The 25,829-nt window shown below is 43.2% G+C and carries 21 protein-coding genes; 12 read left to right on the top strand and 9 right to left on the bottom strand.

The window, feature by feature from the left end:
* Position 1: 1 nt before the first annotated feature.
* The 6 genes from T496_RS13465 to T496_RS13455 all read left to right on the top strand — a co-directional run bounded on the left by T496_RS13465 (position 2) and on the right by T496_RS13455 (position 4,636).
* Complete coding sequence (locus T496_RS13465) at positions 2-1,300, top strand: DEAD/DEAH box helicase (RefSeq protein WP_044110647.1); 1,299 nt, start codon at positions 2-4, stop codon at positions 1,298-1,300.
* Positions 1,301-1,436: 136 nt separating this feature from the next.
* Positions 1,437-1,688 carry a T9SS type A sorting domain-containing protein gene (locus T496_RS0104440; RefSeq protein WP_162164199.1) on the top strand — a complete coding sequence of 84 codons (252 nt, stop codon included), beginning with the start codon at positions 1,437-1,439 and terminating at the stop codon, positions 1,686-1,688.
* Entirely contained in the window at positions 1,637-3,205 is a 1,569-nt protein-coding gene (locus tag T496_RS0104435; RefSeq protein WP_197018928.1) for a L,D-transpeptidase family protein, read from the top strand. The genes T496_RS0104440 and T496_RS0104435 overlap by 52 nt, the downstream gene beginning before the upstream one ends.
* 15 nt (positions 3,206-3,220) lie before the next feature.
* A complete protein-coding gene (locus T496_RS0104430; RefSeq protein ID WP_027449670.1) occupies positions 3,221-3,772 on the top strand; it encodes an RNA polymerase sigma factor in 552 nt (183 codons plus the stop codon).
* 46 nt (positions 3,773-3,818) lie between these two features.
* A complete protein-coding gene (locus T496_RS14380) occupies positions 3,819-4,172 on the top strand; it encodes a hypothetical protein (protein ID WP_052342073.1) in 354 nt (117 codons plus the stop codon).
* Between the two features lie 20 nt (positions 4,173-4,192).
* Complete coding sequence (locus T496_RS13455) at positions 4,193-4,636, top strand: hypothetical protein (RefSeq protein WP_044110645.1); 444 nt, start codon at positions 4,193-4,195, stop codon at positions 4,634-4,636.
* Positions 4,637-4,638: 2 nt separating this feature from the next.
* Here the strand turns inward: T496_RS13455 and T496_RS14375 are convergent, their stop codons facing one another.
* From T496_RS14375 to ileS, 8 genes are all read right to left on the bottom strand, one after another.
* Positions 4,639-5,076 (bottom strand): DUF3256 family protein, encoded by a 438-nt coding sequence (locus T496_RS14375; protein ID WP_081783547.1) that lies wholly within the window; start codon positions 5,074-5,076, stop codon positions 4,639-4,641.
* Between the two features lie 3 nt (positions 5,077-5,079).
* Positions 5,080-5,799, bottom strand: coding sequence for a 16S rRNA (uracil(1498)-N(3))-methyltransferase (locus tag T496_RS0104410; protein ID WP_027449669.1), 720 nt, complete (start codon positions 5,797-5,799; stop codon positions 5,080-5,082).
* On the bottom strand, positions 5,799-6,329 hold the full coding sequence (locus T496_RS0104405; protein ID WP_027449668.1) for a UvrB/UvrC motif-containing protein: 531 nt from the start codon (positions 6,327-6,329) through the stop codon (positions 5,799-5,801). Before T496_RS0104405 ends, T496_RS0104410 begins: the two co-directional genes overlap by 1 nt.
* A 2-nt stretch (positions 6,330-6,331) precedes the next feature.
* Positions 6,332-7,642: an MFS transporter gene (locus T496_RS0104400; protein ID WP_027449667.1), complete on the bottom strand. Its 1,311-nt coding sequence runs from the start codon at positions 7,640-7,642 to the stop codon at positions 6,332-6,334.
* Positions 7,643-7,839: 197 nt separating this feature from the next.
* Entirely contained in the window at positions 7,840-8,664 is an 825-nt protein-coding gene (locus T496_RS0104390) for a DUF4296 domain-containing protein (protein ID WP_027449665.1), read from the bottom strand.
* The gene (locus T496_RS0104385) at positions 8,654-9,286 is read right to left on the bottom strand and encodes a lipoprotein signal peptidase (protein ID WP_027449664.1); all 633 of its coding nucleotides are present in this window, start codon (positions 9,284-9,286) and stop codon (positions 8,654-8,656) included. The genes T496_RS0104390 and T496_RS0104385 overlap by 11 nt, the downstream gene beginning before the upstream one ends.
* Positions 9,283-9,669 carry a TraR/DksA family transcriptional regulator gene (locus T496_RS0104380; protein ID WP_027449663.1) on the bottom strand — a complete coding sequence of 129 codons (387 nt, stop codon included), beginning with the start codon at positions 9,667-9,669 and terminating at the stop codon, positions 9,283-9,285. Before T496_RS0104380 ends, T496_RS0104385 begins: the two co-directional genes overlap by 4 nt.
* A gap of 6 nt (positions 9,670-9,675) precedes the next feature.
* On the bottom strand, positions 9,676-13,101 hold the full coding sequence (gene ileS / locus T496_RS0104375; RefSeq protein ID WP_027449662.1) for an isoleucine--tRNA ligase: 3,426 nt from the start codon (positions 13,099-13,101) through the stop codon (positions 9,676-9,678).
* A gap of 179 nt (positions 13,102-13,280) precedes the next feature.
* Between ileS and uxuA the strand changes: the two genes are divergently transcribed.
* From uxuA to T496_RS0104340, 6 genes are all read left to right on the top strand, one after another.
* Positions 13,281-14,534: a mannonate dehydratase gene (gene uxuA, locus T496_RS0104365; RefSeq protein ID WP_027449661.1), complete on the top strand. Its 1,254-nt coding sequence runs from the start codon at positions 13,281-13,283 to the stop codon at positions 14,532-14,534.
* A gap of 31 nt (positions 14,535-14,565) precedes the next feature.
* Positions 14,566-15,378, top strand: a complete 813-nt coding sequence (locus T496_RS0104360) for an SDR family oxidoreductase (RefSeq protein ID WP_027449660.1) — start codon at positions 14,566-14,568, stop codon at positions 15,376-15,378.
* 198 nt (positions 15,379-15,576) lie between these two features.
* Positions 15,577-16,449: a sigma-70 family RNA polymerase sigma factor gene (locus T496_RS0104355; RefSeq protein ID WP_027449659.1), complete on the top strand. Its 873-nt coding sequence runs from the start codon at positions 15,577-15,579 to the stop codon at positions 16,447-16,449.
* Between the two features lie 456 nt (positions 16,450-16,905).
* On the top strand, positions 16,906-18,933 hold the full coding sequence (locus T496_RS0104350; protein ID WP_027449658.1) for a DUF5686 family protein: 2,028 nt from the start codon (positions 16,906-16,908) through the stop codon (positions 18,931-18,933).
* A 2-nt stretch (positions 18,934-18,935) separates the two neighbouring features.
* Complete coding sequence (locus T496_RS0104345) at positions 18,936-22,076, top strand: UvrD-helicase domain-containing protein (protein WP_044110641.1); 3,141 nt, start codon at positions 18,936-18,938, stop codon at positions 22,074-22,076.
* A complete protein-coding gene (locus tag T496_RS0104340; protein ID WP_027449656.1) occupies positions 22,073-24,817 on the top strand; it encodes a PD-(D/E)XK nuclease family protein in 2,745 nt (914 codons plus the stop codon). The genes T496_RS0104345 and T496_RS0104340 overlap by 4 nt, the downstream gene beginning before the upstream one ends.
* Here T496_RS0104340 and T496_RS0104335 read toward each other — a convergent pair.
* Positions 24,793-25,824 (bottom strand): glycosyltransferase family 2 protein, encoded by a 1,032-nt coding sequence (locus T496_RS0104335; RefSeq protein WP_027449655.1) that lies wholly within the window; start codon positions 25,822-25,824, stop codon positions 24,793-24,795. The two genes, T496_RS0104340 and T496_RS0104335, sit on opposite strands and share 25 nt — an antisense overlap.
* Positions 25,825-25,829 lie beyond the last annotated feature (5 nt).

Below are 25,829 nucleotides of genomic sequence, written 5' to 3'. Positions count from 1 at the left end.
TATGACATTTGAAGAAACATATTTAAACGACAACATTCTAGATGCACTCTATGATATGCACTTTGACGAGATGACTCCTATACAGGAGAAGTGCATACCAGAAATACTTGACGGACACGATGTATTAGGCGTGGCACAAACGGGTACTGGTAAAACAGCGGCCTACCTACTGCCTATTCTAAGCATGCTCGACGACGGAGGATTCCCCGACGATGCCATCAACTGTATCATCATGTCGCCAACTCGAGAATTGGCCCAACAGATAGATCAGGCTATGGAGGGCTTCAGCTATTATCTTGATAATGTATCATCGATAGCTGTTTATGGAGGTAACGACGGATCACGCTTCGACCAAGAGATAAAAAGTCTTCGTGGAGGCGCACCGGTAGTTATTGCAACACCAGGAAGACTTCTCAGTCACTTGAAGGTTGGAAACCTCGATTTGTCTAAAACATCATTCTTTGTACTGGACGAAGCAGACAGAATGTTAGATATGGGTTTTTCTGAAGACATCCTTCAAATCAATAAGCTACTTCCCGATACTTGCCAGAAAGTCATGTTCTCTGCCACTATGCCGAGCAAGATTCGTGAGTTAGCCGTTTCCCTGCTGAAAGACCCCGTAGAGGTCAAATTAAAGGTGAGCAAGCCAGCGGAAAAGATACAACAATCTGCTTATGTTTGCTATGATCCGCAAAAGGTAAAGATCATTGAACATCTTTTCAAACAGGGAGAATTCAAGCGCGTCATTATATTCTGTGGAAAGAAAGACAGAGTGAAAGAAATTAATAGGACACTACAGAAAATGAAAATCAACTGTGCTCCGATGCATTCTGATTTGACCCAAGCAGAAAGAGACGAGGTAATGTATCAATTTAAAGCTGGACAAATTGATGTTTTGGTAGCTACAGATATTGTAAGTCGCGGCATCGATATTGACGATATTCAAACGGTCATCAACTTTGATGTACCAAATGATGCCGAAGATTACGTTCACCGTATAGGAAGAACTGCTCGTGCTGATCGTGATGGTGTAGCCATAACATTTGTCAATGAGAAAGACATGAAGCAATTCCAGCAGATTGAGAAATTCCTGGAGAAAGTTGTTGATAAAAACACATTACCAGAAGGACTTGGTGAAGGACCCGAATACAAGATAATAGAGAAGAAGAAACATTCGGGAAGAAACGGAAAACCCCACAAGAGAAACACCAAGGGAGCAGGCAAAGGAACGCACAAAGGCGCTTCTAAGGGACAAAACAAAGGTCAACATAAGCAAAAGGGAAAAAGCGAAGAAAAGTAATTTTTTTCGCTTTTTCTTGGAAGTTTCAGATTTTATTCCTACATTTGCAATAAATTAAATAATTGTGTATATGCGGAAACAATTACTCATACTCTTTTGTGCTACATTGCTTGGTGCTGCCACGCCCGTTAAAGCTATGAATATGGTATTGGAGATGGGTGTAGCTGAGCAGATTGACGACAATGTACCCACCATCGTCGTAGAAGGGAAAACCGTTACCATACTTGGAGCAAATGGTATGACAATGGAAATTGTCTCTTTGACAGGACGTCCTGTAACAAAACTCAAAATTGAGAATTCTTCACAACGTATTCAACTTAACAATTTACAAAAAGGGTGCTACATTATAAAAGTTGGAAAAGTAGTGCGCAAAGTGACCGTACAATAATATTCCTCCGTATTATTTTTTTCGCGCTTGCAACTAGTTTTGTTAGTTGCAAGGGTATATTGACGAGTAGTAATGAAGATTTAATCGCACAAACGCTTGCTGAAAACATTGATTCAGCTAAAGTATCGTTAAATCAACTTCTTCTTAATAATAACGATTCTTTCTTATCCTCCTCTGAGCTAAAAGATTATTATCAAGATAATGGAGATTTTATATGGGTCAATTCTCCAGAATCACTTGAAAAGAGTGACACTCTAATTAAGTATATAGGAAAGTCATCAGAGGAAATCGGCTTCAATAAAAAAGTATTTTTAGTAGATAGCATTCTGTCTGATATATCAAGATTAAACCAACAAATAACTGATTCTTCATCAGTAGTTTACGAGACAATGGCTCGAATTGAGTTAAATCTTTCAAGAGCTTATCTCAAATTCATATCAGGTCAGTACTATGGCTTTCTTAATCCTTTAAGACTATTCAACAAATTAGATAAAGACAACAATGGTGCATATCGTCCCTTGTTTGATATATCTATTCAACTACCAGAAAAAGAGTTTGCAACAAATGCTCTTTCCAAGGCGAATAGCGATGATGTTCTTGAATACATCATGAGTTTAGAACCACAGGACACGATATATCTTGCTCTAAAAAAAGAACTGCAAAAAGACAGTATAAAAGAACATCGGCAAAAGCTTATTCTCAACATGGAAAGATGCCGATGGAAGATAAAAGACTATCCTCTCAATGAGAAGAAATATGTTTTTGTGAATATTCCTTCACAGAACCTGTGGGCTATACAACCTGATAGTGTACTATCTATGAAGATTTGTTGTGGTGCATTCCATACCAAAACCCCCTTGTTAATCAGCAAGATCAACTTAGTCCAGTTTAATCCTGAATGGGGTATCCCAATGAGTATCATCAAAAAAGAAGTTAGTGAACATGCGGGCGACTCTGCCTATTTTGCACGTCATCGCTACTCTATTATCCAGAATGATGGAGATACCATCAATCCGGCAGAAATTACCAGTGCTGAACTGCGTAGTGGCAACTATCGCATTAGTCAGAAAAGTGGTCCTGGCAATTCTCTAGGCAGAATTATTTTTAGATTTCCGAATAAGTTTGATGTCTATCTGCACGACACGAATAATCCTGGTGCGTTCCAGAATGAGCGTAGAACAATTTCGCATGGATGCGTTCGTGTACAGAAGCCATTCCAGCTCACAATGTTTGTATTGCCAGATTTAGATGAATGGACAATCGACAAGATACGTCTTTCTGTTGATATCAAACCGGAAACTGATAAAGGAAAGAATTATCTTCAAAACTTCAGACACAAAAATGGTGCAAAACCTTTAAGATTGATAAATTCATTAAGAACCAATCCAGAGACACCGGTATATATTGCTTACTACACAGCATTTCCCAATCCATCAACTCACGATATTGAATTCTGGCCAGATCGTTACGAATACGACAAGCAAATGTGGCAGGCCCTTAAACCATTTCTTCCATAAGTCATAATTCTATTGATGAAACAATACGGCGATGAAGCGTTAATCAATCTCATCAAAGAATCAAAAACCAGAAGGAACGGATTCGAATTGGTGGTAAGACAATATAGTGAAAAACTATATTGGCAGATAAGACGTATAGTATTGATTCATGAAGATGCAGATGATGTATTGCAAAACACATTTATCAAGGCATGGAATTCTCTAGATACTTTTCATGGCGACTCTAAGCTATATACTTGGCTATCGAGAATCGCTATTAACGAGGCTTTAGACTTCATGAGGAAGAAGAAAGTTAGAGCATCATTAAGTACTGATGACGTCGAATCTGGAATTGTTCAACAATTACTAGCCGACACTTATTTCAATGGAGATGAAACCGAAGCGCAACTACAAGAAGCTATCGCTCAATTGCCAGAAGTTCAGAAAACCGTGTTCATGCTTAGATATTACGAAGAGATGAAATACAGTGAAATCAGCAAGATTACAGGAACCACTGAGGGCGGACTAAAAGCTTCGTATCATATTGCGGTAAAAAAAATAGAGGATTTTTTTAAGCAACACGATTAAACTATTTGCATTTTTAAACATCTATATATATAAATGGTAGCATGATATGCAAAAAGAAAGAGACGACATAGAATTTAAGATGGGAAATAATAATCCATTTTCCACACCTGAGGGCTATTTTGAGCACCTCACAGATAGAGTGATGTCTAAGCTTCCTGATACAAAACCAGAAGAGAAGCCAGCCATCATTCGTTATCTACGTCCCCTACTCTATGCTGCCGTGTTCACAGGTGTGATTGTTCTAAGTGCTACATTCTTAATGAAAGATGATCAAGAACAGGAAACACAACAAATGGCATCTGCGCCCATCAATTCTGGTGACGCATACTTTGATGATGCTGCAGACTATGCAATGGTCGATAACCAAGATATCTACGCTTATCTATTAGCAGATTTATAAATTGAAAGGAAGGTAAAACTATGAAGAAGTTATTTGCATTTATCCTCTGCTCAATGTTCTTATTGAACATACAAGCACAACAACAGAAATTCTCGCCTGAAAAATTTGAATCAGACTTGGTGTCGTATATCACAAAAGAAGCTAATCTTTCACAGCAGGAGGCCTCTCAATTCTTTCCTATTTATAAGGAAATGAGAGAAAAACAACGTTCATTATTCAGTCAACAGAGAAATTTAGCAAAGAATAAGCCTCAAGACGAAAAAGGATGTCTGAAATCCATTAAAGAGAGAGATCAGATAGATATCGATCTAAAGATGCTTCAAAAAACATATCACGAGAAGTTTTTAAAAACACTTCCAGCATCGAAAGTTTATGATATACTAAAAGCTGAAGATCGCTTTCATAGAAGAATGATGAGCAACTGGGAGAACAAAAGACATGTCAGCAGAAAAGCCAGACATTAATTCTATTTAAACAATTCTTCATCACGCTTCAACAAAAAAGACGACTTTGTTAAAGTATCTACTAATTGCCAGTCAGGGGTATATAAAGAAACAATTTCCTCTGTCTGGCATTTGTTATAAATATAAGTCTTTTGAACTCGAACAAGCAAATTATCTCCCTTCACAATAAGCTTCATGTCTATACGAAGAGCGTCGCTCATCTTAACACACAGCGAATCGTCACTCAGATAAGTCATCGTGCTTATTCCTTCTAACAGGTTGTTTACCTCAGCTTTCATTCCCGCTTCTCTAAAGTCAATCATATCCAGACGATTATTTTTTGTAAGATATGGCATTAGAGAGTCAGGCATCAGTTTGAACAACTCTCCTATCTTGGGAGTATCTGCGAAAACAGAAACCATGGTAAATAAAAACATGCAAAGATTTAAAATTCTTTTCATAATCTACTGTTTAGACAATTGTATCATCATGATAGCTGCTAATCCCGCAGTTTCAGTTCTTAATCTACTATCTCCTAGGTTAACAGAAATAAAACCAGCTTCAACCGCTTTCCGAACTTCATCTATAGAGAAATCACCTTCAGGTCCAATCATCACCAAGGCATCATCTTGATTGTTTCCATTTCGAAGTTCATCAAACAAATTGGTACGTGGCACTTCTTCATAACAATGCGCAATATATCGTCTTCCGGTTTGATGCGATTTAATGAAATTATCAAAAGAAAGCATTACATTAACTATCGGAGTCCATGCTTTTCTACTTTGCTTTACTGCGGAAATTACGATTTTCTCTAATCTTGGTGTCTTAACCACCCTACGTTCTGAAAACTTACAGTCTAACAAGGACAACTCATCAAAACCAATCTCAGTCGCCTTCTCTGTCATCCATTCGATGCGTTCCATCATCTTAGTAGGCGCAATCGCTAAATGAATATGCCCGTTCCAGGTACGTTGCTGGGGCATTGTTTCTTGGATAGAATAAAGACACCGTTTAGATGATGCCAATGTTACTATAGCTTTATAGAATGTACCCTTTCCATCCATCAACATCAATTCATCGCCTTCTTTAAGACGAAGCACACGCAATGCATGAACTGCCTCTTCTTCAGGCAATTCTCCTACGCTGGCGGCCTGGGGAACATAGAAATAACGTACTTCTTTCATTACTTTTCGCTTCTTCTATTAATTTCATCGCGTAGCTGAGAGGCCAGCTCATAGTTTTCATCATCCACTGCACGCTGTAAAGCCTGTTTCAATCTTGGAACATCCATCGTATTAATAGGAATAGCTATTCCTTTTGCATCAGCGTTATATGGAACACTTTGGCGTTCCAACAGAGTACCCTCAATATACAGAGGCGTATCTGAAATCATTGTTAGCAGAATGGCATCACTTATTCGCATGCGTTTGGAATTACCAAATTCATCCATCAGCACTACTTGATACTGACCATCATACAAGCCATATATCATCAACTCGAACTTATCTTTTAATAAGCCTACCAGCGTTTCTGGTAACATATTATCGCATTCTTTTATATTATTGACACGCATCAGCAACTGATGAGACATATGTCCATCACATACGACAGACAAAGCATTTTTGCGCTCCATATCTGTCAATACGATCACAGAAATACCTTCACCACCAACAATCTGCTGAATACTATCAAATCTTAGCTGAATGCGCTTCATCGCTATTTCTTATCAGGATTAAATACCAGGGCAAAACAAATTCCGACTACCATCGCAAAGGCAGCAAAGATAAACCAACAAGACTGCCAATCTCCCAGCAAGTATTTTCCATGCCAAGAACAGTAACTATTCACTATCTCACCAGCAGCCAAGGTTCCTACGGTTGCTCCTATTCCATTGGTCATCATCATAAACAGACCCTGTGCAGATGCCTTGATTGATGGTGCGCACTCCTGATCTACAAAAATGCCACCTGATACATTAAAGAAATCGAATGCAACACCATATACAATGCACGACAAAATAAATAGTATTACACCTGGCATTGCCGGATTACCAATTCCGAAGAAACCAAAACGGAAAACCCATGCAAACATGGACATCAGCATAACAATCTTAATACCAAATCTTCTCAAAAAGAATGGAATCATCAGTATGCATAAAGCCTCGCTGATCTGAGAGATTGATGAAAGCAATGTTGCATTGTTGGCTGCAAACGAATTTGCTATGACTTCATCTGTACTACCTTTGAAACTTGTAATAAAAGGACCTGCGAATCCATTTGTCACCTGCAGACACATACCAAGCATGGCAGAAAAGATGAAAAACAGCGCCATCTTCTTTTTCTTAAACAGTTTAAAGGCACTCAGTCCCATTACATCTGCTAAAGAAGAACCTGCCTTCTTCTCTAATTTGCACTGAGGCAAGGAGAAGCTATAAGCAAATAAAACAAGACTCAGAAATCCTGATACAAAGAACTGCATGTAGGTATACTGAAACTTGTAATCATTTTCAACCAGACTAAAGAAGAATGCTCCATCTTCCCACACCGCACAGTTGACAAACCACATCGTTGCAATAAAGCCAACTGTACCAAGAACACGAATCGGAGGGAAATCCTTTACGGTATCCATTCCGTTATCTTTCAATATTGTAAAAGCAGTTGTGTTAGTCAATGCTATAGTGGGCATAAAGAAAGCAACACTCAACGAATACATAGCAATGAAAGCCGACTTATTGGAAATCTCATGGCCAAAGCCAGCATTAACACCCATCCACCAGCAACCTAACATGGCAACACCAGCCATAAGATGGCATAAACCAAGCAATCGCTGAGGTTGGATATATTTATCTGCGACAATACCCATCAAAGTTGGCATGAATATAGAAACAATTCCCTGTATAGCATAAAACCAGGCAATCTGATTACCCAAACCTGCTGTTCCTAGATAATTACCCATACAGGTGAGATATGCTCCCCAAACAGCGAACTCCAGAAAGTTCATGACTGCTAAACGTACTTTCATATTCATAAACTATAAGGTTTTTAGTTTGTTATTTCAATTCTTTTCCATTATAGAAAGCCTTCATTAACCCTTGATTATCTCGTTGGAGCTTAATCGTGCCACTCAACCATTCCGTCTGAGGCTGTTCTCCTTCCAACGGATAGCAGCGAGTAACAATACCATCTTCAAGTTCCACCACAGCCATAGACTGTATGGAATGATCCTCAAAGACTATCTGATGACAGGCTATCTTTTTCAATTTCATCATTTATCTCTAGGCGTTCTTTATGAAAACGCACCAACTGAATATTATCTATAAACAAAAGGCGCGTTGTCGTTGACCGATCTTTATCTCCTTTTAAATAGAAGAAGCCTCGTATCTGTTTCACGTTAGCTTTTTCATATTCAGGAATATGCAGTTGAGTAAGACCAGAACTAGAGAAATGTATATTTCGTGTTATCGTTGTGTCATTATCGTAGGTAACAGCAACATAGAGAACCGTATTCTTTGATCCATCCTGGAAGACATAATCGCTCATAAAACGCATTAAGAAGCGATCACCATTCCGATAGGTTGTGTCACCATTAATGGTAAAAGACCATTTATCATAGGGTGCAACGGGCATCAACGAGAGTGTTCTACGTTCAGTCCAGACATTGGCTGTATCACCATTGTTATCCAGCGAAGCATATTGCCCCATCTCACCTTCAGTGGCACCGAGTACCAGAGCCTGATTCTCCAGTCTTTCTGCAACACGCTCATAGATATCCTCGAATCGTTCGGCATTGGTATAGTAATAAACCATTGACGAATCAAAGTCGGCCTGAGTATAACCATACTTCTGCAACACAGCCTTCATATATAAAAGCTGCAATACATCAGCACTCTCATTTGCGTCGTCATCATGAGCTGCTAATGATTTTGCCAAATGATATTCCACTAAGATATCCTCCAGCTCGTCCGGTTGGATATAACGCTTTGGCACTTTTGGCGTACATGAAACCAAAAAGAGGAAAGCGACCAATATCAAGGCCCAGTTACGCTTCACGTTTGATAGAAATTTGGCTAATCTCCTTTCGATAAAACAATAATAATGCTACAACCCCCACAGAGATAGAGGCATCGGCAAAGTTAAATACAGGACTGAAGAAAATAAACTCATCTCCACCAACAATTGGAAACCAGTCGGGATAACTGGTCACGATAAGTGGAAAATAGAACATATCAACCACACGTCCCATCAAGAAAGACTCATAACCATTGCCTAAGCCTACAAACTGGCTGATCTCATAAGGAGTTGACGCATCAAAGCAAAGCCCATAAAACATGCAGTCGATAAGATTGCCTGCAGCGCCCGCTAAAACCATCGACAAACAAATCAGATAGCCCCAGCGAACGTTTGTTTTGCTTTGGAGCCAGATATAGTATGACAAAAGAGAGATGGCAACTATGCGGAAGATTGACAAAAGCAATTTTGAACCTATCTGCATGCCATAAGCCATACCATTGTTTTCTATGAATGTAATATAAAACCAATCGGTCACATGAATACTTTCATGAAGACACATATTAGTCTTAACCCAGACTTTTATAAGCTGGTCAATAATCAGAATGGCCATAATGAGGATTATGGCCATTCTGCCCTTAGTCAAATATCTACTTACGTTCACTTTCTTTTCTTTTCCAACTCTTTTGACTCAACGCTCAGTGTTGCATGAGGAACAGCTCTTAGACGCTCTTTGGGAATCAGTTTACCGGTGATCCTATCCACGCCGTAAGTCTTGTTCTCAATTCTTACAAGTGCAGCCTTCAAGCCCTGAATGAACTTTTGCTGACGAGCGGCAAACTGAATAAGATCTTCCTTTGACTGCGTTGCACTACCCTCCTCTAATGCTTTGTATGTTGGTGACGTATCATCAACATCATTAGAGTCCTGATTAGTCAATACACGCATCATTTGGTCATAATCACGTTTGGCCAAAGCCAGCTTCTCATTGATAATCTCGCGGAACTCTTCAAGTTCCTCATCTGTGTAACGTGTTTTCTCTGCCATAAATCATTAGGATTTAGTTATTTTTATATTTAGTTTAAATTCATCGAATTCAACTTCCTGTCCATCATTAGCCTCGAGCTTGATGCTGTCAGCCAATACCTGGCGTGCGATATAGTCGCCGAAGGTTTCAATAGCTTTTGTGGCAGTCTCGTTTGGCTCAATGCAAACACAAATACGGTCGGTAATCTCCAGTCCACTCTTCTTACGAATGTTCTGAATACGGTTCACCAATTCACGAGCCATACCCTCGTTCTTCAGTTCGTCGGTAAGTGTAATATCAAGAGCAACAGTCAGGTTACCCTCATTGCCAACCAGCCAACCAGGAATATCCTCGCTGATAATATCAACATCAGCCACCTCTACGGTAAGGTCTTGACCTTCAACATTGATACCAATGGTGCCATTCTTCTCCAACTGAGCAATCTGGTCCTGAGAAAGTGCATCCATCTGAGCAGCAACACCCTTCATCAACTTGCCGAACTTCTTACCCATGGTACGGAAGTTGCATTTCACCTTCTTAACCAGAATGCCTGCACCTTCCACAAATTTCACGTCTTTTACGTTTACCTCCTGCAAGAAAATCTGCTTCACGCTCTCAATAGCATTACGCTGAGCATCATCAACAGGTGGAATCATCAAGGTCTGCAGAGGCTGCTTCACCTTAATACTCTCTTTACGACGCAGAGCAAGAACAATCGTTGTGATGCGCTGAGCAATCTCCATACGCTGCTCCAGATCGGCATTAACCAAATCCATATTAGCTACGGGGAATTTCTCCAGATGAACAGAATCAAGTTCTCCTCCCAAATCGCAGTAGATGCGATCTGCAAAGAATGGCGCAAACGGAGCCAGCAACTTAGAAACAGTCATCAAGCACTCATAGAGCGTCTGATAGGCAGCCAACTTATCGTTGTCCATCTCCTTACCCCAGAAACGCTTCTTGTTAAGACGAACATACCAGTTAGACAGATCCTCATCCACAAACTTATCAATTAGACGACCTGCACGTGTAGGATCAAATCCGTTCATCTCTTCTTGAACGCCCTTAACCAGAGAGTTCAGACAAGACAAAATCCAACGGTCGAATTCAGGACGCTCGTTTACAGGAATCTGTGCAGCCTTAGGATCAAACTCATCCACATTAGCATACATAGCAAAGAGTGAATAAGTATTATACAAGGTACCAAAGAACTTGCGGCTGATTTCTGCCACACCCTCTGGGTCGAACTTCAGGTTGTCCCATGGTTCAGAGTTTGTCATCATGTAGAATCTAACCGCATCCGAACCATATTTGTCAATCATCTCAAATGGATTAATCACATTACCCACATGCTTCGACATCTTATTGCCTTTTGCATCCAGCACAAGACCTGTTGAGATGACATTCTTGAAGGCTACTGAATCGAAGATCATAGTAGCAATAGCATGCAATGTGAAGAACCAACCACGTGTCTGGTCAACGCCCTCGTTGATAAAATCTGCGGGGAATGCTTTATTGTTATCAATCAGTTCACGGTTCTCGAAAGGATAGTGAACCTGTGCATAAGGCATAGAACCCGAATCAAACCACACATCAACCAAGTCGCTTTCACGTTTCATTGGCTTGCCGCTTTCGCTTACCAATATAATATAGTCCACATATGGACGGTGCATGTCGATCTTGTCGTAGTTTTCCTTTGACATATCACCAGGCACAAACCCCTTGTCTTTCAGCGGATTTGAAGTCATTACACCTGCAACAACAGCTTTTTCAATCTCAGCATAAAGTTCTTCCAAGCTACCGATACACTTTTCTTCGCCGTCTTCGCTTCGCCAAATAGGAAGTGGTGTACCCCAGAAGCGAGAACGAGACAGGTTCCAGTCATTCAGATTCTCTAGCCAGTTACCAAAACGTCCTGTACCTGTTGACTCCGGATGCCATCCGATAGTCTTGTTCAGTTCACTCATGCGAACCTTTTTATCGGTACTCTTAATAAACCAAGAGTCCAAGGGATAGTAAAGTACAGGTTTGTCTGTACGCCAGCAATGAGGATAGTTGTGAACGTGCTTCTCGATCTTGAACACCTTACCGTCGGCTTTCAAGTCCATACAGATAGAAATGTCAAGTGTCTCATCCTTATCTGTAAGTGTTTCATCGTAGGCATTCTTTACATAGCGTCCAGCATAGCGTCCCCACTTCTCTGTATCTACGTAATTCTTAACGAAATCTGCATCCAGATCCTCAATCAAGAAGTACTTACCTTGCAGGTCAACAACTGGACGCTCGTTGCCTTTCTTGTCTATAAGCACAATAGCAGGTACACCAGCCTTCTTCGCTACGAAAGCATCGTCGGCACCAAAGTTTGGAGCAATGTGTACGATACCTGCACCATCCTCTGTTGTTACATAGTCACCAGGAATCACGCGGAAAGCGCCTTCACCTACAGGTGTAATCATTGGCAGGAGCTGTTCATACTCCATTCCCACGAGGTCGGTACCCTTGTAGCGAGCTACCACGCGATAAGGCAAGAACTTCTCACCCTTATTATATTCAGGCATTTCACCACCATCGGAAATCTCGGCAGCAGTATCAAAGTAAGCCGCAACGCGTGCGTCTGCCATCACGATTGTGATTTTCTCTGCCGTATAAGGATTGTAAGTCTCAATAGCTACATAGTCAATTTTGGGACCTACACACAATGCTGAATTCGCAGCCAGTGTCCAGGGGGTTGTAGTCCATGCCATGAAATATGGCGTGCCCCAACCAGTCATCTCTGGCTTCGGATTCTTCATTTTGAAGAGAGCCGTACAAGTAGTATCCTTCACGTCACGATAGCAACCTGGCTGGTTCAGCTCGTGACTTGACAATCCGGTTCCGGCTGCAGGTGAATAAGGCTGAATTGTATAGCCTTTATAAAGCAATCCTTTATCATAGAACTGCTTCAACAGCCACCACAGTGACTCAATATATTTATTATCGTAGGTGATATAGGGATTATCAAGATCTACAAAGTATCCCATGCGCTCAGTCAGTTCACGCCACTCAGCCGTAAACTTCATCACATTTTCACGACACTTCTTATTGTAATCCTCTGTTGAAATGTACTTCTCTGAATCTTTGTTATCGATATCAGCCTTGGTGATACCCAATTCTTTTTCCACACCGAGTTCCACAGGCAGTCCATGAGTATCCCATCCAGCCTTACGCTTTACCTGGAAACCCTGCATGGTCTTATAACGATTGAACGTATCCTTCAGCGAACGACCCAAGACGTGGTGAATACCTGGGTGACCATTTGCTGAGGGAGGACCCTCAAAGAAAACAAACTGAGGACATCCCTCACGCTCGTCAATTGAACGATGGAAAATATCCTCTTTCTTCCATTTATCTAAAATCTCATTGTTAACCTGAGTCAGGTTCAAACCATTATGTTCAGCGAATCTCTTTGCCATATCGTTTATAGTACTATAATTTTTTGATGTGCAAAGGTACAAAAAAAAGTGAGATACCGCAAAATATCTATGATAAAATTAGAAAAAAGCGCCAAATTATACTTTTTTGATTCTTTTTTCGATGTACAATGTCAATTATTCACTACCTTTGCAATCCGGAACACAATAAAAATCTGACAATGGAAAGAACATGGAGATGGTTTGGCAAGAAAGATAGAATCACACTTGCCATGCTCAAGCAAATTGGCGTTGAAGGCATCGTAACAGCGCTTCACGACGTGCCCTTAGGTGAAGTTTGGACACAAGAAAAGATACACGATCTACGTGAATACATCGAAAGCTACGGCATGCGTTGGTCGGTAGTGGAGAGCCTACCCGTAGTCGAGTCAATCAAATACGGAGGACCTGATCGTGACCAACAGATAGAGGTCTACATAGAGTCACTAAAGAACCTGGCCGCTGAAGGCATACACACGGTTTGTTACAATTTCATGCCAGTACTTGACTGGGCCCGCACAGACTTGCTTCACAACAATCCAAACGGAGCAACAAACCTATATTTCAACTATGCCGAATTCGCCTATTTCGACATTTATCTTTTAAAGCGAGAAGGAGCCCGGGAAGAATGGAAAAAATTTCAATTTCCAGACAATGTCGGCGCTGGGAGAGACGTCCTTGCCGAGGCAGATGAATTAGCAAAAAGCATGACTCCAGAAAAAGACCACAAACTTATTGAGAATATTGTGATTAAGACTCAAGGGTTTGTGAGCGGAAACTTCTCTGAAGGTGACAAAAAACCCATTGCAAAGTTTCAATCATTCCTTGAACTTTATCATGACATTGACAAACAGCAGTTACGCGAGAATTTGAAATACTTCCTAGAGGCTATTATGCCTACTTGTGAAGCTTATGACATGAATATGTGTGTGCATCCAGACGACCCCCCTATCGAGATTTTAGGTCTTCCACGTATTGTACGCACAGCAGACGACATCCGCTGGTTCCTTAACGCTGTACCAAATAAGCATAATGGACTTACATTCTGTGCCGGTTCACTTAGTGCAGGAGCCTATAACGACGTGGTGGCAATGGCCCGTGAATTTGCCCCCCGCACCCATTTCGTACACCTACGTTCTTGTCATATTTTCCCGAATGGCGACTTTACAGAAGCCTCGCATCTGGGTGGTCGAGCTAACATCGTAGAACTGGCAAGAATCTTTGAGAAAGAGAATCCGGCGCTCCCAATGCGCGTTGATCATGGTATGACATTCACCGATCAACCTGGTGGCATCATGGACGAATCAAGTCACGGACACAATGCAGGCTATACACTGTTAGGACGCATGTTTGCATTGGGCCAGGTACAGGGCATCCTTGCTACTGTCGACGATGAATTGGGCATCAAATACACGCAGCCAGGATTCTTTGACTAACAACAACAATGACATATAATCAAAACCGACAATGAAGAACCTATTCGACATCAAAGACAACGTAACCGTCATCACCGGTGGAACCGGCGTTTTAGGACGTACTATAGCAAAATATCTGGCTCTTAATGGTGCCAAAGTTATCATCTTAGGTAGAAAAGAAGATGTTGGTCAGGCCATCGTTGATGATATCAAGAACGATGGTGGACAATGCGAGTTTATGAAAACCGACGTGATGGACGAAGCATGCGTACAGAAGAATTGCGACGATATCATCGCTAAATATGGACGTATCGACACACTGCTTAATGCCGCTGGCGGCAACATGCCTGGCGCTACAATCGGACCGGACAAGACATTTTTCGACCTCGACGCCAGTCAGTTCTCTAAAGTTCTCGAACTTAACCTCACCGGCACGGTTATTCCTACACAGATATTTCTGAAACCCATGGTTAAACAGGGCAAAGGATCTATCATCAACTTCTCGAGCATGGCAGCATTCCGCCCCATGACAAGAGTGTGTGGCTATGCGGCTGCAAAAGCAGGCATTTCCAACTTTACACAGTATATGGCCGCAGAATGCGCCAAGAAATTTGGCGAAGGCATCCGTGTCAATGCAATAGCACCAGGTTTCTTCATCACCGAACAGAACCGTTCGCTGTTGACCAATCCTGATGGAACCTACACACAGCGCGGACAAGATGTGATCCGCCAAACACCATTTGGACGTATGGGAGAACCCGAAGAACTCTGCGGCACCATCCATTATCTCATGTCTGATGCTTCAAAGTTTGTCACAGGAACCGTGGCCGTTGTTGATGGCGGCTTCAATGTATTCGCTATGTAGGGTTTAAAACACTCCACAAACTAAAGATATAATGGCCCTTCTCAAGAGGGCCATTTTTCTTTTTTAACACAAAAAATTCCACAACTGGAGAACAACGTAACGATATTTTTTGTACCTTTGCACCGCAAATTTGCAAAAATAGGTATACTCACTTCATTATTAAGAAGTTAGGAAATATTTAAGGAAAATCATTTTAGGATGAGACAACTCAAAATTCAGAAAAGCATCACAAACCGTTCGAGTGAAGCATTGGATAAGTATCTAGTAGAGATTGGCCGTGCTCCACTTATTAGTATTGACGAAGAAATTGAACTGGCTCAGAAAATTAAGAAGGGCGGTCCTGAGGGCGAACGCGCAAAAGACAAACTGGTGACAGCCAATCTGCGCTTTGTTGTCAGTGTTGCTAAACAATATCAGCATCAGGGTTTAACATTAACAGACCTTATCGACGAAGGCAACATCGGTCTTATCAAGGCCGCACAGAAATTCGATGAGACACGCGGCTTCAAATTCATTTCTTATGCCGTATGGTGGATTCGCCAGTCTATCCTTCAGGCCATTGCCGAGCAGAGCCGTATCGTACGTCTTCCTCTGAACCAGGTTGGCTCACTGAATAAGATTAATCACGAAATCAACAAGTTTGAGCAGGAGAATCAGCGCCACCCATCTGTGAGCGAACTGGCTGAAATGACTGACATTGACGAAGAGAAAATTGGTCAGTCAATGATGGCAGATGGTCACCATGTGTCTATTGATGCACCTTTCCAGGATGGCGAAGACAACTGTATGCTCGATGTGATGGCCTCTGGTGACGATAGCCGCACCGACCGCCACGTGGATCACGAGTCAATGGCACAGGAGTTGAACGCCGTACTCAACAAAGTACTGAAGGAGCGCGAGATTACTATTATCCGCGAATGCTTCGGTATTGGTTGCCACGAGAAGGGTCTTGAGGAAATTGGCGATCAGCTGGGACTTACCCGTGAGCGTGTGCGCCAGATTCGTGAGAAGAGCATTGCTAAACTCCGTGATTCTGGTAACGCTCGTATTTTGATGAAATATCTGGGATAAGAGATCTTCTCTTTTTACAGTAAAAATACAATGCTTCATTTCCGATTATGGAATGAAGCATTTTTTATGATCTTCCAAAAGCAACGCTTTCAGCCTCCAAAAGCATAACGTTTCTTATGCTATAGTTAAGATGCTGATAGCCAATATGAAAGCTATTACAATTCATCTAGACACTAGAAAACACATTTTTAGAGTCTAGAATTCGCCGATCTAAAGTCTAGATTCAGGCATTCTAGAGTCTAGATGCGACACAAAACAGTAAGAATAACAGGGCAAAAGTGGCACTTTTGGCTTGTAAAAGCAGTAGTATTGCACAACAAAAGGAGTACTATTGCTCGGTAATAGCGGCACTTATTCATAGAAAAGCGACACTCCCGCTTCTATAATTAAAAAGGAATATCCTTTTTATGGCAAAATATTTTTGTGGTTATTTTTTTATTTGCTATCTTTGCGGCAATGAAACGAATATTGCTGCTACTTTATATAATATCAACCGTCCTTACGGCCAATGGTCACGAGTATTCTGACTCCGTGCTGTTGGAGCGCATATTCAGTTTTCAGCGCAACTACGCTCACGATGTGAACGGCTTTTCCACAAATGTTTACCTAAAACACCTCTATAACACAAAACGGCGCAATGCCACACTATGGCTGATACCTTCCATGTATCCACTGGCTAAGGGACAACGAAAGTTTCTGAGCGAACAGTATAATCACTTCACCTTCAATGACGTTGACAACTATGATAATCTGAATCAGGTATTCTATACCACCATCCCCAGAAACAAACATACGATGTCAACGCTATTTTGCTATCTGACACCTGACCTTTATAACGAGACAATCTACGATGACCACGTGCTTTCACCGTTTAATCGCTACAATCGGTTGTTCTACAAATACACAACAACAGATCTAGGTAACGGTAAGATACGCCTAGACTTCCGTCCTAAACGGGTGATGAACACGCAGCTAGTGAAAGGTCAAGCTATCGTCAACTATGCGACGGGGCGCATCGAACAGATTGAGCTGAATGGCGAGTTCGACATGATTAGTTTTCACACCATCAGTACGCAGGGCGATCATGGCGCACGGGCACTGATGCCTCAGTTATGTATCACTGATGTTACGTTTAAGTTTGCTGGCAACAACATAACTTCTCATTTTGAGGTGGCATACGACTGTCCTACTACACTACCGGACACCATGAGTCTCAAAATAAATCGCCAACTCATGGATTCTATTCGTCCGTTCAGTTTAAGCGAAGAAGAGGAGTTGGTGTATCAGCACTTTGACTCGCTGAGGCATGCAAAGAAACATAATGATAGTATCAAAGCTGTCATGCCCATAATGCTGGATAAACACAGCAATGCAAGCGACCGCACTTGGGATATGTTGGGAGAAAACCTATTCAGCAAGACGAAAAGCAGTACTGAGAATGGATATGTATGGCTGTCGCCCCTACTCGACCCGCAATACATCAGCTACAGCAAGTCAAAGGGATTGTCATACAAGATGCGTTTGGGTGCTCACTATGAATTCAGCAAGAAGACCTGCATTGACTTTAACCCCAAAGCCGGTTACAACTTCAAATTGAAGCAATTCTTCTTTACAGCCCCCATCCGACTTGAATATAATCACAAACGCAGAGGTTATCTGGATCTCATTGTGGGTAACGGCAACCGTCTGAGCAATCAATATACACTCAACGAAATAGCGGCTATTGATGGTGAAAACTCTAAATGGCTGAATGAAGACCTGCACATATTCAGAGATTTATATGCCCAGCTGAAGAACTACTACATGATTACGCCTTGGTTGGGAATTGAAGGTGGTGTGACATTCCACCATCGTCGATCACAGCATGCTGCAAAACTAGGTTCGTTTGGTATAGAAAACGACTACAAGAGTTTAGCCCCATCTGTGTCTGTTAAGTTGCGTCCATGGCGAGCAGCCCCTGTCGTTTCTATCGACTATGAACGAGGTTTGAAGTTCGACAAGTTTAATCTGCCCTACGAACGATGGGAAGTTGATGCCTCTTGGAAAAGGCGCATGCACCGCCTGCAGGTGTTCAACGCACGTATCGGCGGTGGACTTTACACACTGAAAAAAGTCAACTCGTTTATGGACTTTACTAACTTCCGCGACAACAATCTGCCAGAAGGTTGGGATGATGATTGGTCGGGCAATTTTCAGTTGTTGTCATCAAGTGTTTACAACGAGTCAAAATATTATATTCGAGGTAATATATCGTACGAGAGTCCGCTGATGGGCTTGTCGTTCATTCCCTTACTTGGTCATTACATAGAACGCGAACGCATTTATCTTAGTTCATTGCTCATAAACCAAAGCCGACTTTACTCCGAGCTGGGCTACGGATTCAGCAGCCGCTACATCTCAATGGGCATCTTTGCAGGATTCCGAAACATTGAGTATCAGGAGATTGGCTGCAAGTTTACAATAGAATTATTTAGAAGATGGTAATAATGACAAAACCACTGACTATATACAAAGCAAGCGCCGGTAGTGGCAAGACATTTACGCTGGCCACAGAATATATCAAGCTATTAGTACGCGATCCTCAGGCTTACAGAAAGACGTTGGCTGTGACATTTACGAACAAAGCCACCGAGGAAATGAAGATGCGTATCCTTAGTCAGCTATATGGCATCTGGCGAGGACTTCCAGAATCGAAGCCCTATCTCGACAACGTCTGCGAGAAGTTGGATGCAAGCCCCGAATTCGTTGCTACTCAGGCAGGTAAAGCACTCAAGAACCTGCTGCACAACTACAGTTATTTCCGCGTAGAGACCATCGACTCTTTCTTTCAGAGTGTCCTTCGAAATCTGGCACGCGAACTGGATCTTACAGCCAACTTGCGCATCGAACTCAACGACTACCAGGTAGAGGAAATGGCTGTGGATCAGCTGATTGAGAATTTGACAGCTACCGACATGATGCTGCAATGGCTCTTGAAGTATATCATGGACAGCATCGAGGATAACCATTCCTGGAACGTGATTTCTCAGATTAAAAATTTCGGAAAGACCATCTTCAAAGACTTCTATAAGAAGAACAGCCAGAGTCTGAATGCCATAATCAGCGAGAAGGACTTCTATGAGAATTATACGTCTATCTTGAGAAACAAACGCAAAGAGGTGGTGGAACATATGCAGAACATAGCAGAGTCGTTCTTCGACACGATTGAGGCCGAAGGCGTTCAGCCAGAGGACTTTGCATACGCCAACCAAGGCGGTCTCCCTTCCTTCTTCAAAAAGTTAAGGGAAGGTGACCTTGACGGTGTGACCATCGGTACACGCATTATTGACGCCATAGGAAACCCAGAGAAATGGTGTAAGAAGACGAGCCCTAAGAAAGAGCTGATTTATCAGTCGGCCATTAGTGAACTGGGACAGATTGTCCGTTATGCCTACGACACCTTCCCCAAACAATACTGCATCTATAAATCGGCAGGACTGACACTGAGACACCTTAGCCAGCTGAGACTGCTGGACAGCATCGAAAAGAAAGTTCGCGAACTGAACACAGAAAGCAACCGATTCCTGCTGAGTGACACGCAGAAGATGCTGAACGACCTCATTGAGGGCAGCGACTCGCCTTTTATCTTCGAGAAGATTGGCTCACAGCTGGAGCATATCATGATAGACGAGTTTCAGGACACCTCTACCGTTCAGTGGCAGAATTTCAAGGTACTGCTGGAAGAGGCTATGAGTCATGCCGACTCCGAGAACTTGATTGTGGGCGACGTAAAACAGAGCATCTACCGCTGGCGCAGCGGTGACTGGCGCCTGCTGGCTGGCATCAAAAACGAGTTTACCAATGCCGACCAGCGCCTGCAGATAGAAACACTCAGCACCAACTATCGCTCGTCGGCCAACGTTATCAGTTTCAACAATGCTTTCTTTGCAGAGGCAGCAAAAACTGAGGAAGTGGAAGCCTACGACGACATCCATCAGGATGCGCGCAAAGGTCAACAGCCGAATGGATTGGTATCTATCAATCTGCTGCCTCAGAAAGACTATCAGCGGTGTGTGCTCGAAGCCTTGACCCAGCAAGTAGAAGACCTGTTTCAGCAAGGAGCCAAAGCTACTGACATCGCGATATTGGTGCGCACCAACTCGCTGATCCCGCTAATTGCCAACTATTTCATGGACAATATGCCCAGCACGAAGATTGTCAGCGACGAGGCGTTCCGACTCGAGGCTTCGCCTGCCGTAAGAGCTATTATTGAAGCGCTACGCGTGCTGAATCATCCTGAAGACGACATTGCTCGGGCTTATCTGCTGAAGGTATGCTACCCCGACGACGCCATCCACACCAGCCTACGCGACAAAGCACTCCCCGCAGCTTTTACCGATCACATGGACACCCTGAAGCGCATGCCGCTCTACGAACTCACAGAACAGCTGTATGCCATCTTCCAGTTGGAAAACATGAACGGACAGAGTGCTTATCTTTGCGCCTTCTTCGACCAGGTGGCCAACTTCGTAGGCGACAACACGTCGGACATCAACTCTTTCCTGAAAGAATGGGACGACAGCATCTGCGGCAAAACCATTCAAAGCCCTGAGATTGATGGCATCAGATTAATATCTATTCACAAGTCAAAAGGATTGGAATTTGCGCATGTACTCATTCCCTTCTGCGACTGGCGACTGGAACAGAAAGACGTGCTATGGTGCCACCCCGAAGAGGAACCCTTCAATATGCTGCCGATTGTGCCCATTGATTTCAGCAAGAGCGGTATGGAGAACACCATATACTACAAAGACTACGAAGAAGAACACGGCCAGAACGTTGTGGACAACCTCAACTTGCTATATGTAGCTTTCACGCGTGCGGCCCATAATCTCTTCGTATGGGGAAAACGGAAAAGTTCCGCCTCGCGTTCGGCACTGATAGAATCGGTGCTGCCCGAGATTGCCCCTCAGCTTGATGGCGCTACCATCGATGGCGAGCAGGATGCTGAAGCACCACTCACCCTCACCTATGGACATATCAGCATGCCTGGCGAAGAGAAAAAGAAAACTGGCGCCAATCCCTTCCTGGCCCCTGCGGAGCCGGTTGATGTGAGTATTCATATATATGAAAAGAAGGTCAACTTCCGTCAAAGTAACAACAGTAAGATGTTTGTTACCGCTACCGATGAGGAGACACAGCAGCAAAACAACTATATACAGCTGGGTAATGTACTCCACAATGTGTTCTCGACAATCAAGACCACCGAGGATGTTGATGCGGCATTAAAACAGATGGAACTGGACGGTATTATTTACGACAAGCAACTCACCAAGGAGCACGTGGAAGACATGATTCGAAAGCGATTGACGGATCCCCGCGTTATGACGTGGTTCGACCCGAAGGCCCGATGGACGCTCTATAATGAATGCACCATCCTGTTGCCCAACGGACAGGAGAAACGTCCCGATCGAGTCATGACCAACGGTAATGAGACCATCGTTGTTGACTTTAAGTTCGGACACGAACGCGATGAATACTTCGACCAGGTTCGAGAGTACATGCACTTACTACAACAGATGAACATGCCGGGTGTGAAAGGCTATCTGTGGTTTGTATATTCAAATAAAATCATTGAAGTGAAATGAAAACATTCCTAGAATACGTAGCAGAGGATATCCTCAAGAAATATGGTAACGACTTGTCGCGCATCGCAGTGGTGTTCCCCAACAAGCGTGCCTCTCTTTTCCTTAACGCCCACTTGGCTCGCCTATCCGAAAAGCCTATATGGAGCCCAGCATACGTCACCATCAGTGATCTGTTTCGCCAGTATAGTGACAAGAAGGTGGCTGACCCCATCAAACTGATATGCGATTTGCACCGGTCGTTCATCGAGCAAACAGGTTTCGACGAGACTTTGGACCACTTTTACAGTTGGGGACAGTTGCTTCTGGCCGATTTCGACGATATCGACAAGAATATGGCGGATGCCAATAAGGTATTTTCCAACCTGCGTGACCTTCATGAACTGGACGACGAGAGTTATCTTTCCGACGAACAAAAGGAAATCATACGCAAGTTCTTCAGCAACTTCTCTGACGATCACAACTCGCAGCTGAAAGAACGCTTTCTGAAACTCTGGTCACACATCAGCGATATCTATCATGCTTTTAATGATCGACTGACCTCGCAACAGTTGGCCTACGAGGGAGCGCTCTATCGCGAAGTGGCTGTCAAAGAGAACATCAATCTTGAGTACGACCAGTATCTGTTTGTGGGATTTAATCTGCTTCAACAGGTAGAACAAAAGCTGTTTACCACCATTTCCAAGCAGGGGAAGGCTAAATTCTACTGGGACTTTGATGCCTATTACATCAAAGACCACGAAGCCGGCCACTATATCAACCAATATCTGAAGATTTTTCCTAACGAGTTAGAGAACAACAGCGACATCATTCAGCAGTTTAAGCAGCATAAAGATATCACTTTTATATCTGCTCCCACCGAGAATATTCAGACGCGCTACGCCAGCAGTTGGCTCAACCAGGCACGTATTGCCGATGGCAGGAAGACTGCCATTGTACTTTGCGACGAAAAGCTGCTGCAAAGCCTGTTGCATTGTTTGCCCGACGAGGTTGACAAGGTCAACATCACAACAGGTTTCCCACTATCTCAATCGCCCGTATCGTCACTCTGCGCCCTGCTTTTCGATTTGCAGACGGTGGGTTACAATCATAAAACACTCAAGTTTCGTCCGCGCTACCTCACCCTCTTCAAGAACCATCCTTACGCAGACTTCATTCCAGAGGAGAAGATGAAGCGCATTGATGGCGAGCAGTTCAACCACGAACTGTTAGAATGGATGATTGACATTCTGCGTGACCTTGCACCACATGCCGGCGAAGACGAGATGATGCAGGAAGCAATTTTCCGCATGTACACACTTCTGAATCGACTTTTAGCACTCGTGGATAGTGGTGACCTGGTGGTAGATCATTCCACCTTGCGGCGCCTGCTGACCCAACTGATACAATCCACGTCGATACCTTTCCATGGTGAACCAGCCGAAGGTATTCAGCTAATGGGTGTGCTTGAAACGCGTAACCTCGACTTCAGCCACATCCTGCTGCTGTCGTGCAATGAGGGCAATATGCCGAAGGGCGTCGGAGACACGTCGTTCATTCCTTATAGTTTAAGAAAAGCCTATGGACTGACCACCATCGACCATAAGGTAGCCATCTTCTCTTACTATTTCCACCGCTTGTTGCAGCGGGCAGACGATATCACTATCTGCTACAACAATGCTACTACCGATGGGCATACCGGCGAGATGTCGCGTTTCATGTTGCAACTAATGGCAGAATGTCCGCATCCTATTCGTTTCCAGACGTTGCAGGCAGGACAGTCCTTTACACCTTTTGCGCCTCAAGCAATCAGCAAGACACCACAGGTGATGGAAAAACTAAACGAGCTATTCTCCATCGAGAAACACCCTGGGACACAAAAGCCACTGCTGACACCTACTGCCATCAATCGCTATCTGCGCTGCCAACTGCAGTTCTACTACAATTACATCTGTCAGTTGTGCGAACTCGACGAACTCGATGATGAGGAAAACATTGACAACCGCCTCTTTGGCGACATCTTCCACGAGGCAGCACAAATCATCTACGAGCGGATAACAGGGAAAAAGAATAATCAGGTCATCACAGCAGATGTGCTCAGTCAGATCTTGAAATCAAAAATAGGTATCGAAACTGCCGTTGACGAAGCCTTCAACAAGGTGCTTCAACTAAGCAAGGGCTATGAGCTCAACGGACTTCAACTCATTAACCGTGAGGTTATAATACACTATCTACGAACACTACTAGAGATTGATCGTGGAAAAAAGGAGTTTACGATTCTAGGTCTAGAAACCGATGTATGGACGCCACTTACAACACCACACATCTCAACCATCATTGGTGGTAGAATAGACCGTCTTGACATGATTGATGGTCAGATACGTGTTGTTGACTACAAAACAGGTAGTCATAACTTGAATCAACTCCCCGATGTTGACGCCATATTTTCTGATGCTAACATTGCCAAGCATAGCGACTACTACCTGCAGACTTTTCTGTATGCTAGCATCGTCAGTCAAAGTAATCCCACGCATCAAGTAGCACCGGCATTGCTGTTTATTCAGCGTACAGGCGAAAAGGATTACAATCCTATTCTGAAATTTGGAAAGGAACCTATCAATGACTTGGCACCTTACAAGGCCGACTTCGATAAGCGATTAAGCGAAACGGTGGACGAGATCTTCAACCCAGACATCAGTTTCAATCCCACCACCGAACAAGAACGCTGTGCCTATTGCCCTTACAAGAAGCTGTGTAGCGTATGAGGCAAGTCACTAAACACCTTCTTGCCTCGCACATAATACTCCATTAATAGCGAGAACCGACTCAGTTCGGCTGCCGACTGACGCGATTGTTGAATACGTCTTCTGTCATCATCAAACTGATTGCGCCAGGCTTTAAAGTCTTTGCGTGCACGGCAAACGGCATCGAAGTCCTCTTTGTTGCGGTCTATCAACAGCATCTTCAGTGCTGCCACATAATCCAAAACGCAGCGAATTAGCATCACACGCTTCAAGCGGTTTTCAGGCAGACACTTATAGAGCATCGTCAGGTTATTGCGGAAGTTAAGGTATGTCTTCATAGGGTTGGCCTTTGGCAGAGTGCCACCACCTACGTGAAAGACCCAACTTTCGGGGACACAACAGATTTTGCGGCCCATAATGCGAAGTCGCCAGCAAAGGTCTATCTCCTCGCTATGCGCAAAGAAACGGCCATCCAGTCCTCCTACCTTATTATAATCACACGCGCGTATGAGAAGAGCTGCACCTGTGGCCCAGTGTATCTCAACAGTACTGTCATATTGACCGCAATCGGTCTCAACCGCATCAAACACACGGCCACGGCAATAGGGGTAGCCATAAGCATCGATAAATCCACCGCATGCGCCAGCATACTCGAAACTGTCGCGTGCATGGACCGACAATAGCTTGGGCTGACATGCTGCTACATCCTCATGTCTGTCCATGAAGGTCACCATGGGTTCCAGCCAATTTGGCGTCACCTCTATATCACTGTTCAACAACAGATAATATTCGGCATCAATCTGAGCCAGGGCCTTGTTGTAACCATCTGCAAATCCCCAGTTTTTGTCCAACTGTATGAGGCGGCACTCAGCAAACTGATTCTTGAGTAATGCCACACTATCATCACTAGAGTGATTATCGGCCACATAGACTGTAGCTCCTGCAGAATATTCCAGCACACGGGGCAAATACGTCTTCAGCATCTTTGCCCCGTTCCAGTTCAAAATAACAATGGCAACCTTATCCATAGTAT

This window comes from Xylanibacter brevis P6B11 (genome assembly GCF_000621825.1).
Taxonomy (GTDB): Bacteria; Bacteroidota; Bacteroidia; order Bacteroidales; family Bacteroidaceae; genus Prevotella; species Prevotella brevis.
Note: the sequence above shows the minus strand (reverse complement) of the source record. Positions and strands in the feature narration are given on the sequence as shown.